This is a genomic window from Wenzhouxiangella psychrophila (assembly GCF_042310375.1).
In the GTDB taxonomy this organism is placed as follows: Bacteria; Pseudomonadota; Gammaproteobacteria; order Xanthomonadales; family Wenzhouxiangellaceae; genus Wenzhouxiangella.
In genome coordinates this window covers 116,884-127,166 of record NZ_JBHJMQ010000011.1, presented here as the reverse complement: position 1 = coordinate 127,166, position 10,283 = coordinate 116,884, and the positions used below count along the sequence as shown (strand labels likewise).

Sequence of the window (10,283 nt, the reverse complement as noted above, 5' to 3'; positions counted from 1 at the left end):
AAGTTTGAATGCCCGGCTGTAGGTCCTTCTTGGCTTGTATTTCATAACACCTCACTCCTCGTGCGAAAATGAGGTGTCTACTTTTTCGGGGGCGGTTCAGTGTGAAGAACATCGAAACCAACGCCAAGCGCCTGTTTCTTAACACTTTACACTTGTATCAATCTTTTTTAGGCCTGACGTAGAGCACCATGGAGTGATCGATGATTTCGTAGCCGTGCTCCCGGGCGATCTCTTCCTGGCGCTTTTCGATGGCTTCATCGAAGAATTCAAGCACTTCGCCGGTCTCGAGGCAGACCATGTGGTCGTGGTGGTCACCCTCGTCGAGTTCGTAGCAAGCCTGCTGGGAGCGACCGGTCCCGTCGTCGAACAGATGCTTGCGAACCAGATGGGCCGACTCGAACTGGGCCAGCACGCGATAGACCGTGGCCAGGCCGATTTCCTCGCCCTGGTCGACCAGGGCGCGGTAGATATCGTCGGCCGTCATGTGTTTCTGATCGGTCGTCTCCAGCAAGCGCAGAATCTGCCGGCGCGGGTGGGTGACCTTCAGGCCGGCCTTCTTCAGTTCGCTGCTCTGTCCTGGCATGCATTACCCCGGTCGAGTGGCCCGTACACAGTCCAAGTATTGTATCATTGCCACCCATGTTGAACGCACTTACAGTCATCAAGCTCGCCCGCCCCCTCGCAGTGCTGGCCGCTCTGTCGCTCTGCGCCTGCGGCGCCCTCGTCTACAAGCAGGACATCCAGCAAGGCAACGTGCTCGACAGCGAAGAGGTCGCCGAACTGGAAACCGGCATGACCAAGCGCCAGGTCCAGGTTCTGCTGGGCACGCCCTCGGTCAACAGCCCGTTCCACGACGACCGCTGGGACTACATGAATTCCTATGCCGCGCGCGGCGGCAAGCCGAAAAAGCGCGTTCTCACGCTGTTCTTTGAGAACGATGCCCTGGCTTCCATCGAGGGCAATTACCTCGATGAGGAAAACATGGCCAGCGAGGCGCTGGACGAGCTGCAGGATCCCGAGGATACGCCCATCCAGGATCTCGACACGCTGCGCGATCAGGAGCGAGCCAACCCCAACCCCGGCACCGGTCCTGGTGGTAATTGAGCCCGAGCCCCGGGCGCCTCAACTGCCTTTCTTTTTTTCAGCCCGCGCGAGCTCCGCGAGCTGGCGGCGCACTTCCTTGGGATCGGCGGTTAGCGGCCGGTAGACTTCCGCGCGATCGCCGTCTTGCAGGACGGTATCCGGCCGTTGGCGCTTGCCGTAAATCCCCAGACGTTGCTCGTCGACTTCCAGCCCCGGAATCCGGGCCGGCAGGTCGGCTTGCGCGACGGCCTGGGCCAACGTCGTCCCCGCAGGCACCGTCAGAGCAACCACGACCTGGCGTCGAGGCGTAGCGGCTGCAACTTCGACCGTAATACGCTCAGCGGTCATGAACCTGATGGGCGCGACGGGTGAAATCATCGACCATGCGATCGGCCATGCGCGAGAAGTTGCGCTGGAACGGTCTCAGAAGGATTCCGCCGCCGACGTGGAAACGCAGGTCCAGGCTGACCCGGCATCCATCACCGACCGGGGCGAACTTCCAGCTGCCACTGAGATCGTCGAACGGCCCACGGTCGAGCTCCATGAGCAATGCCTCGTCGACCACCAGCGTATTACGCGTCGTGAAGCGCCGAACCAGCCCGGCCAACTGGACTTCCAGCGTGGCCAGCTGATGGTTCTCGTCCTCTCGGTGCACCTCGGCCGACCTGACCCAGGCCAGGAATTCCGGGTACCTTTCCACGTCCCGGACCAGACCATACATCTGGACCGGCGTGTAGGGGACGAGTGCTGAACGGTGGACTTCGGGCATGGAAAGAAGGGTTCAGGGTTCAGGGTTCAGGGTTCAGGGTTCAGGGTTCAGGGTTCAGGGTTCAGGGTTCAGGGTTCAGGGTTCAGGGTTCAGTTCAAGACGGAGTCATCCTGATTGCCGCGACAGATTGTACCCGCCGTGGCGTCATTGCCGCCCCTTCTCTGCAAAAGCCCCAGGATTTCCCGAACCCCGAACCCTGAAACCTGAAACCTGAAACCTGAAACCTGAAACCTGAAACCTGAAACCAACACCGTGCGCTATCATTGCCGTCTTTTACTGAACAGTTAGCCTGATACGCATGGCCAAGAAGCAGCCCCCATCCACCATCGCCCTCAACAAGCGCGCCCGCTTCGAGTATCAGCTCGACGAGCGGCTGGAGGCCGGTATTGCACTGGAAGGCTGGGAGGTCAAGGCGCTGCGTGAAGGCAAGGTGCAGTTCGGCGACAGCTATGTGCTGCTCAAAAACGGGGAGGCCTTCCTGTTCGGCTGCCTGATCACGCCGCTGCCGTCGGTTTCGACACACTTCACCCCCGACCCGACCCGCACGCGCCGCTTGCTGCTGCACCGTCGCGAAATTGACCGCCTGATCGGACTGGTCGAGCGCAAGGGGCAGACCATCATCCCCACCGCCATGTACTGGAAGCAGGGCAAGGTCAAAGTCGAAATCGCCGTGGCCACCGGCAAGAAGCAGCACGACAAGCGACGCGCCGCGAAGGAAAAGGACTGGGAGCGGCAGAAGAATCGCATTCTCAAGCACAACTGATCCGAAGACTCCAAGCCGCTTCGATCAGGCTATGATGGCGCAATGAAAGGGGAACAAACCACCGAAGCCGCAGCCGTACGCAAGGCCGCGCGGCTGAGCGACCTGGGCCTCATGCCGCGCCGCGTCTACCGGCTGCGCATGCTGGGCATGGGGCTGGCCGCACCACCGGTCGGCGCCGTGCTGATCGAAAGTGGCGCCGGCTGGCCGAGCTGGGTGCTGCTGATCTTCACGGCGCTGATCTGGCCACAGCTGGCCCTGATGCTGGCCCGCCGTAGTCGCGAGCCCTACCGCACCGAGCTGCGCAACTTGCTGATCGACTCCGCCATGGCCGGGCTGTGGGCGCCGCTGATGTACTTCAATCTGCTGCCCAGCGTGCTGTTGATTACCCTGGCAACGGTCGACAAGATCAGCACCGGCATTCGCGGCCTGTGGCTGTGGTCACTGCCCGGGCTTTTCGCGGGCCTGGTCGGCGGTGCGCTGGTGACCGGCTTCCGGTTCCAGCCCGAGTCGAGCATGACCGTGATCCTGGCCTGCATGCCCCTCCTTCTCATCCATACCATCGCCGTGAGCCTGACCGGCTATCGCCTGGTTCGGAAGGTTCAGCGCCAGAATCGTCAGCTCGACGAGTTGAGTCGCATCGACATGCTGACCGGCCTTGCCAGCCGCGGCCACTGGCAGGCCCAGGCTGAACTCAAACTTCAATCCAGGCATCAGGAGGGCGAACCGGTCAGCCTGCTCCTGATCGATCTCGACCATTTCAAGACCATCAACGACCAGCGCGGACACACGGCCGGCGACGACGCGCTGCGAGGCGTGTCTTCCATCATTCGCCGCCACCTCGCCCGCACGGACGTTGCCGGGCGGTTCGGGGGCGACGAGTTGGCAGTTGTCGTGGAAGGCGATGCCCGGCGCGCCGAAGCCGTTGCCGAGGCCATTCGCTCGGACGTCAACGAACTCGACCTGCCCCATCTCGGCAACGAGGAATTGACCGTCAGCATCGGCTTTGCCGAGGCCGGCGACCAGGATCTGGGTGTGCGGGAATGGCTGGAATCGGCCGACCGCGCGTTATACCGCGCCAAGGAATCGGGCCGCAACCGAATTGTCGGAAAGGGTTCCACCGCCGAGCAAGCAATGTCCGAGCCGGCCTCGGAATATTGAAGCCGCAGCATTGCGGAACTTTCCATCAAGCTGTTAGTCTTAACAAACGACTTCGGGGGCGTTCCGGCTTCGACGCGGATTGGACGTACCCTGGGGCATGCCGAGGTCTCAGCTCACCTCGTAAAACCAGCTGAACCAAAGTTAGTTGCCAACGACGACAACTACGCACTGGCTGCCTAAAAACCAGCCTGCTCTCCGCCGGTTGAGCCTGCGCTTCCGACCGGAGATCATTTAGCAGGATCGCGTCATGTCGCGTCTCTGGGCATGGCGTTAAATCAAACAGGGACTGGTCGTTACATATGCCCTGCCCCTCGGGCGTTGTAACGACGAGAAATAATCGAGCGGGCTAAGCATGTAGAACCAGGATCAGATGGTTCGCGGACGGGGGTTCGACTCCCCCCGCCTCCACCAAATCTAGATCCCCGGAGATCCGAGGAAATCGATGAGCCCGCCTAACAGCGGGCTTTTTCGTGTCTGGACCTTCCCACAAGATCCAACAGGATTCGTTGACATCCGGGGGCAACCAGGGGCAACATTCGGGGCAGGTAAGTTGCCCTCGGAGGAAGTTGCCCCCATGCCCCTAACTGATACCGCCATCCGCAACGCCAAACCGGCCGACAAGGCCCGCAAGCTGTTCGACGAGCGCGGGCTGTACTTGGAGGTAGCCCCATCCGGGGGCAAGTGGTGGCGGCTCAAGTACCGCTTTGGGGGCAAGGAGAAGCGAATTTCGCTTGGTGTCTACCCAGATGTTGCCCTCAAGGAGGCTCGTGAGCGCCGTGACGAGGCGCGCAAGCTGCTGGCCAACGACATCGACCCCAGCGAGCACCGTCGGACTCAGAAAGCCGCACAGCACGACAGGGCGGCGAACAGCTTCGAGGCAGTGGCCCGGGAGTGGCACACCAAGCACCTGCCCTCCTGGACCGAGAAGCACGCCGAAACCATCATTCGCCGACTGGAACTGAATGTATTCCCCTGGTTGGGCGGAAAGCCCATTGCCGACATCACCGCGCCGCAGCTCCTGCCCGTCATCCGGCGAATCGAGGAACGGGGCGCACTGGAAACGGCGCATCGCGTGCTCGGCTGCTGTGGACAGGTCTTCCGCTACGCCGTCGCCACCGGTCGCGCCGAGCGCGATCCCTCCGGCGATCTCCGCGGCGCCCTGCCACCGGTCAAGAGCCGGCATTTCGCCGCTGTCACCGATCCCAACAAGATCCCCGCCGTTCTGCGGGCGATCGATGGCTACGAAGGCACCCTCCCGGTACGCTGCGCCCTGCGCCTGGCGCCGCTGGTCTTCGTGCGCCCCGGCGAGCTTCGGAAGGCCGAGTGGGCCGACATCGACCTGGACGCCGCAGAATGGCGCTACACCGTCACCAAGACCAACACACACCATATCGTGCCGCTGTCGCGCCAGGCAGTAGCCATTCTGCGCGAGCTGGAGCCGCTGACAGGACGCGGACGCTACGTCTTCCCCAGCGCCAGGAGCCCCAAGCGCCCCATGAGCGACAACGCCGTGCTGGCGGCCATGCGGCGCATGGGGATCGGCAAGGATGAGATGAGCGGCCACGGGTTCCGGGCGATGGCACGCACGATCCTGGATGAGGTGCTGGGGTTCCGACCCGATTACATCGAACACCAGCTTGCCCACGCAGTGCGCGATCCGAACGGACGCGCCTACAACCGGACCGCTTACCTCCCCGAGCGCCGCAAGATGATGCAGGCTTGGGCCGACTATCTTGATGCCCTAAAAGACGGGAGCAACGTGACTGCAATACGGAAGAGCACGGTCGATGGAACAGTAAACGCCGACCAGCTAGGCCGTTCCGGCGTTGAGTGATAGCGGGCAGGCCACCCTACAGCAGTCACACCCTCAGAACCCACGCCGGGAAGCAGTTTCGTTGAAAGTCGCCGAGTGCTAATATCCCCCCATGCGGTTGAGGGATATCGTACTGGGCCAAAAGCGGGATTTGCAGTGGTCGCCTTGGAGGACTGGGAAAATGCCGAAATCGGTCTTCCCAATGAACAAGAACCGATCATTCAGGATCCGGTCTAAGTGGCGCTGGTGCTATTGCACATTCTCCTGCCTGGGCCTCTCAATGCGGGTACTGATTGCCTATCGGGTAGATATTCAAGAGTATTTAGCCATTTTGGGCATGGATCTCTCGGATGGAAACACCCGCGTTCTTGCAAGGTATGAGTTTCACGGAAACCACCCCGGCTGGCACATACATTCTTTCTGCGACGATCTTGAACAATTCCTACCAAGACATGATGGTCGTACTGGGTACCCGGCGCTAGTTCGAATTGCAGGTGGTCACGCAAGGGATGGCAACTTGGCGTTTAACGTATTTGATCGAAGCGCAACTGAGATTGCTGTACGCAAATTTGGACTAAGTAGGGCTGAATCGCCCTCAGGGCTTTTCCAATGAACCTAAAAGAACAGTTATGCAAGGAATTCTGTGAGGGATTGCTGGTTCGTGATGTCCCGATTGGCTTGGCTGTTGGGACCGAGTATCAATCGGTTGACGGAGATCATATTGGTTTTTATATACAGAGCATAAAGGAGACTGGCAAATACCGAATAATCGACAACGCTCTTTCGATTCCAACACTTGAGGCACTTGGCGCTGACGTAGAGAAAAATGGTACACGTAAAGAGGTATTTGAAACACTACTTAACCAATACGGAGTCCAATTTGATACGAATAGCGGTGAATTATTCACCCAAGAAGTCTCAGAACCGGATGTCCCTCATGCTGCCCTGCAGTTTCTTGCTTTTCTTCTTCGCGTCCAAGACATTGCATTCATGTCGCATGAGCGAGCAGCCAGCACGTTCAAGCAAGATGCTCTTGAGATGCTTAAACAGGTAGTTGGAAACCGAGCAGATATAGTCGAAGATAACTTCATCCTTGGCGACAATCTGGATGAATTGCCTGCGGATGCTGGAATACTAGCAAAAGGAAAGCCACCTGTAGCAGTTTTCTTTGGCGTCTCAGACAACAAGGTTAATGAAGCAATGCTACTTCAAGCATGGGCGCTTAACGCTTCACTCCCATGCTCAGTAGTGGCTCTTTTAGAATCAGAGGGACAGATTTCATCCAAAGTCCGTCAGCGCGCGAACAACCATTTAGACGCTGTGCCAATTTATGAAGAGAACAAGCAGCAGTCTATTATTCGGGTTGCATCAGAAGCGCTAGGACAAGGCTTTTACTCGAAACCACACTAACCAATGCACCATCATAATGTGCTTGACGGGGGCTTACTATGGATATAAACGCCCACTTTAAGGCATATCCGTTACTCGATAGCCACTAGCGTATAAGGCCAGCCAGTAGGCGTCACCTTGCCTCTCGGCCTTTTTCGCGTATCCAGGAAGTTTTCCAAACACCTGTTTTAGGCGTTGCGCGCCCAATCGCCGCTTGTCCATCTCCGAAGGCGAAAAGTCGTATCCAGTCGTGCTCTCCGGGTTCCTGACCATCACCCCCTGGTCCACCTGTCGCTCCGCCGCTTCGACAAGCCTCTGGGACATCATCGTTGAGGTTGGTTGCGGCGATCTCCGGCCCTTACGCATTCTCAATGCCTCACCTACTCGAAGTTGTGCTCGATGCTGCCAGTTTCCTTCGCCAGCATCAGAATTCCATGGTAAGAAATCTTGCGGAGTGCAGGCAAACTGGCGAAGGAACCATCGGCCGCGAGCGCTACTCGATGGACTCCTAATCGGAAGGACTCGACCCAGATGCCTTTGATTTCCGGGGCGAGATCCTGGCGACATTCTTCCTGCTGCCCTCGTGGCTTGAGGAACAGGCCATTCTGTACGGATGGGATCCGGCTTCAGCTCCAGGGGCTTCCTGAAGTCGGTCGAAACGACTTTCCCATTCGCGAGCTTGTATCGTGCCAGTTTCTCGGTCATCGGCGCTCTCCTATTCAGAGACAGTATCCGGGCTGGAGGCGTCGCCTTCAAGCAGACCAGGAGCCTCTTTTGCGCCTTGGCGCGAGAACACTCTTCCCGAGTCGGCTTGAGCGAATCTAGGGATACGTTTGCTTGGTCGGTTTCTATTTCTCCCTCACTCAAAAACGTCAGGAAATCACCCCGATCTGACCGCTTGATCTGAGGCATCTGGGCGCGCGGAATACGCAGCGACCCGCCCTCATCCGAGTAATACGACCATTCGCTTTCTTGTGATAGAGTTTCAGATATGGCAGAGCCATCACCCAATCGCCCCCCCTCGCTCACCTTCGGGCTTGTGGAAGGCGAACCCTGGTCGTCCGACGGAGTCAACACGTTCAACTGGACTACTGGACGGCCGGTCGTAGCGTCGACTTCCCGGTTTCGGGAGGACGCTGAACTGATCTCCGAGGAAGAATTCAACCGAGCGGTTGAGCGGGCCAGGGCCTCATACCAAGCGGGCTCATAAATCGCCGCCTGCCTGGCGTTGAGCTACCTCAATAGCCTGGATTCTTCTTCCGTGGCGACACGCCCTTCCGAGCTGACCTTGCGCGACAAAGCCTGCCGCTCCTTGTAGATCCGGTTGGCCTTCCTCTTGGCCTCGAGCATTTCCGGGACATTAGATCTGGATTTCGACGCGCTCTATTCACGTCCCAGTATTCGTTCGTAAACGGCGCTGGTCGATCCGGATCCAGTTTGTGATTGAGCTTTACGGGCTCGCCAAATTGCCCTCCTCCCTTACAGTCGGCACACGAACAACTAGAGCAACGGCGTGATCGTGGCCCTGAGATGGAGGTCATCATGCCACAGAGCAAGTACAGCGAATATCACCCCCCCCCTTTGGGTGCGGTCCGAATTCAAGGTCATCGATCACGAACCTCCTGGGTGCCAGAAACTACCTACAGATGACTTTCACATAGGCCCTCAACTAGAAAAGTGATTCCGAATATACTCAACGAGTTTCGGACCCTCGAGCTTGTCCGTAGCGGGATTAGTACGAACATAAAATTCTTTTTCGTCGAGGTAACATGGCGACGTTGCCTGCCTGCACTCAACCATTAACACATAAGCATCGCCGAGATGTATAATTTTCTGGTCAATAAATGGGTAATTCTGCTCACCGATACGCTCTTTGATTCTGTTCTTGAAATGGAGTAAAAATCCATCGTTGCTCTTATGAAATCGCTTTACTTCATCGTTAATCCCTAAAATTTCGCCGTCATCTGTAACTCCGACTAATAAGGTTCCGCCCTTTGTATTCAGGAAGGCTACTATGGTCTTGAGAGCAGAAACCTCGATGTACTTTTCCTTTGTCCCCTTGCTGACATCTAGGCTGAACGTCTGTTTAAACTCGACCGTTGCAGACTCTCCCTCCCGAGCCATACCCATTATCCGATCCGCCTCGGTTAAAGCACCAATCTTTTCCAACATACTTTCCACCTGACTTCTTATCGCGGATGCGCTTCTTGGATTGAGCGCCAGATCTTTTTGAAATCCTTCAATTGCGGCTTTTAAGGTGAAGAGCTTGCTATGAGACTCAACAATTTCATCCTGCTCTTGGATGCCCGGAACGGCAAGCGGCGCTCGAGCAAGTTCAGTCTTAGAAATCCTTGATATCACTGCACCTCGGGTTAGTGACTTTAGAACCAGCAACCCGAGATCAGAGCGAAAGAAAGCTGCAACATAGGAATTTTTTACAGTATCCGGAAAGACAACTTGAAAAAGATTCTGGTGCTTTATGCTTGCTTCTTGTAGGTTGTCGACTACCGCCGAATTACCAAGCATTGGAACATAGACTGCATTCTCCTTGCTAATGAATGATCCGCCTGATCTAACAGTGTTTATCTCACTAGCCACCTGACCTAGAGAGCGCGATTGATATTCTTTATACTGCGTCTCCAAGCGATCCAGCTGAATTCTAGCCTTTAAACCATCGAAACCGTCGAACTCGCCACCCTCGATCATCACCCCCTCTCCCAGGGAGTCGCCTGCGTCTTCATCCACAAATGCTCGGACAACGGATGACGCTTGCGCCACGTCCTCTAGCTCTGCCGCAAAGACTCTACCTCGGGACTTTCTGCTTATAGCAGCAATAACCGGGCGAATAGACGTGGTCGCGAGAAAGTTTGGCGGACAGTCAAAGACCCCTTGTAACGCAAACCCTTCGGTCTCTAGAGCTTCCAGAAATTTCGGACCCTCTGCGAGCCCAAACGCAGGCGGCTCAACGATCGCAATGCAGAGACCATCCTCATGTAAGAAGCGGAGCGCTTTCGCGATTTCGCCCCAATTTTTTCGAAGCTTAATAGACGAGCCACCAATATTTATTTTTTCCTTCGCCATTGCTAGAGGCGCATCAACGGCAACAAAACTAAAGCTTCTAGAAGAATCGATACTCTCGAACCAATCAGATCCCTCAACTACTTTCTCGAAGACATCGGATTCAATTGCCACACCATTGGGGACTTTTACTAGAAGAGAATTTCTTGCTCCCCATTCCTCTGCTAGAGATTCCACAAAGTTCGCGACTATTGACTTGGGCTCCATAAATCCTCCGATTCGATGCCTTC

General features: G+C 56.9%; 9 protein-coding genes and 1 other RNA gene. 6 read left to right on the top strand and 4 right to left on the bottom strand.

The window, feature by feature from the left end:
* Positions 1-157: 157 nt before the first annotated feature.
* Positions 158-583, bottom strand: coding sequence for a ferric iron uptake transcriptional regulator (gene fur, locus ACDC66_RS13505; RefSeq protein WP_376697253.1), 426 nt, complete (start codon positions 581-583; stop codon positions 158-160).
* A 56-nt stretch (positions 584-639) separates the two neighbouring features.
* Here fur and ACDC66_RS13500 point away from each other — a divergent pair, with 56 nt between their 5' ends.
* Entirely contained in the window at positions 640-1,104 is a 465-nt protein-coding gene (locus ACDC66_RS13500; protein WP_376697252.1) for an outer membrane protein assembly factor BamE, read from the top strand.
* Positions 1,105-1,122: 18 nt separating this feature from the next.
* On the opposite strand, the gene ACDC66_RS13495 is transcribed toward ACDC66_RS13500, so the two are convergent.
* Together ACDC66_RS13495 and ACDC66_RS13490 are read right to left on the bottom strand one after the other, a co-directional pair.
* On the bottom strand, positions 1,123-1,431 hold the full coding sequence (locus ACDC66_RS13495; RefSeq protein WP_376697251.1) for an RnfH family protein: 309 nt from the start codon (positions 1,429-1,431) through the stop codon (positions 1,123-1,125).
* The gene (locus tag ACDC66_RS13490) at positions 1,421-1,852 is read right to left on the bottom strand and encodes a type II toxin-antitoxin system RatA family toxin (RefSeq protein ID WP_376697250.1); all 432 of its coding nucleotides are present in this window, start codon (positions 1,850-1,852) and stop codon (positions 1,421-1,423) included. The genes ACDC66_RS13495 and ACDC66_RS13490 overlap by 11 nt, the downstream gene beginning before the upstream one ends.
* Before the next feature lie 298 nt (positions 1,853-2,150).
* Between ACDC66_RS13490 and smpB the strand changes: the two genes are divergently transcribed.
* The 5 genes from smpB (at position 2,151) to ACDC66_RS13465 (ending at position 6,996) form a co-directional block, all read left to right on the top strand.
* Positions 2,151-2,615, top strand: coding sequence for an SsrA-binding protein SmpB (smpB, locus tag ACDC66_RS13485; RefSeq protein WP_376697249.1), 465 nt, complete (start codon positions 2,151-2,153; stop codon positions 2,613-2,615).
* A gap of 42 nt (positions 2,616-2,657) precedes the next feature.
* The gene (locus ACDC66_RS13480; RefSeq protein ID WP_376697248.1) at positions 2,658-3,773 is read left to right on the top strand and encodes a diguanylate cyclase; all 1,116 of its coding nucleotides are present in this window, start codon (positions 2,658-2,660) and stop codon (positions 3,771-3,773) included.
* Positions 3,774-3,827: 54 nt separating this feature from the next.
* Positions 3,828-4,184: a transfer-messenger RNA gene (ssrA, locus tag ACDC66_RS13475) on the top strand.
* A gap of 163 nt (positions 4,185-4,347) precedes the next feature.
* Positions 4,348-5,607 (top strand): tyrosine-type recombinase/integrase, encoded by a 1,260-nt coding sequence (locus ACDC66_RS13470; protein ID WP_376697247.1) that lies wholly within the window; start codon positions 4,348-4,350, stop codon positions 5,605-5,607.
* A 588-nt stretch (positions 5,608-6,195) separates the two neighbouring features.
* The gene (locus ACDC66_RS13465; protein WP_376697246.1) at positions 6,196-6,996 is read left to right on the top strand and encodes a DUF1828 domain-containing protein; all 801 of its coding nucleotides are present in this window, start codon (positions 6,196-6,198) and stop codon (positions 6,994-6,996) included.
* 1,644 nt (positions 6,997-8,640) lie between these two features.
* Here ACDC66_RS13465 and ACDC66_RS13460 read toward each other — a convergent pair.
* On the bottom strand, positions 8,641-10,260 hold the full coding sequence (locus tag ACDC66_RS13460; RefSeq protein WP_376697245.1) for an ATP-binding protein: 1,620 nt from the start codon (positions 10,258-10,260) through the stop codon (positions 8,641-8,643).
* Between the last annotated feature and the right edge of the window lie 23 nt (positions 10,261-10,283).

Coding starts and splice junctions, on each gene's coding strand:
- ACDC66_RS13490 (WP_376697250.1), bottom strand. CDS start 1,852: ATGCCCGAAGTCCACCGTTCAGCACTCGTCCCCTACACGCCGGTCCAG.
- ACDC66_RS13465 (WP_376697246.1), top strand. CDS start 6,196: ATGAACCTAAAAGAACAGTTATGCAAGGAATTCTGTGAGGGATTGCTG.
- smpB (WP_376697249.1), top strand. CDS start 2,151: ATGGCCAAGAAGCAGCCCCCATCCACCATCGCCCTCAACAAGCGCGCC.
- ACDC66_RS13460 (WP_376697245.1), bottom strand. CDS start 10,260: ATGGAGCCCAAGTCAATAGTCGCGAACTTTGTGGAATCTCTAGCAGAG.
- ACDC66_RS13470 (WP_376697247.1), top strand. CDS start 4,348: ATGCCCCTAACTGATACCGCCATCCGCAACGCCAAACCGGCCGACAAG.
- ACDC66_RS13495 (WP_376697251.1), bottom strand. CDS start 1,431: ATGACCGCTGAGCGTATTACGGTCGAAGTTGCAGCCGCTACGCCTCGA.
- fur (WP_376697253.1), bottom strand. CDS start 583: ATGCCAGGACAGAGCAGCGAACTGAAGAAGGCCGGCCTGAAGGTCACC.
- ACDC66_RS13480 (WP_376697248.1), top strand. CDS start 2,658: ATGAAAGGGGAACAAACCACCGAAGCCGCAGCCGTACGCAAGGCCGCG.
- ACDC66_RS13500 (WP_376697252.1), top strand. CDS start 640: ATGTTGAACGCACTTACAGTCATCAAGCTCGCCCGCCCCCTCGCAGTG.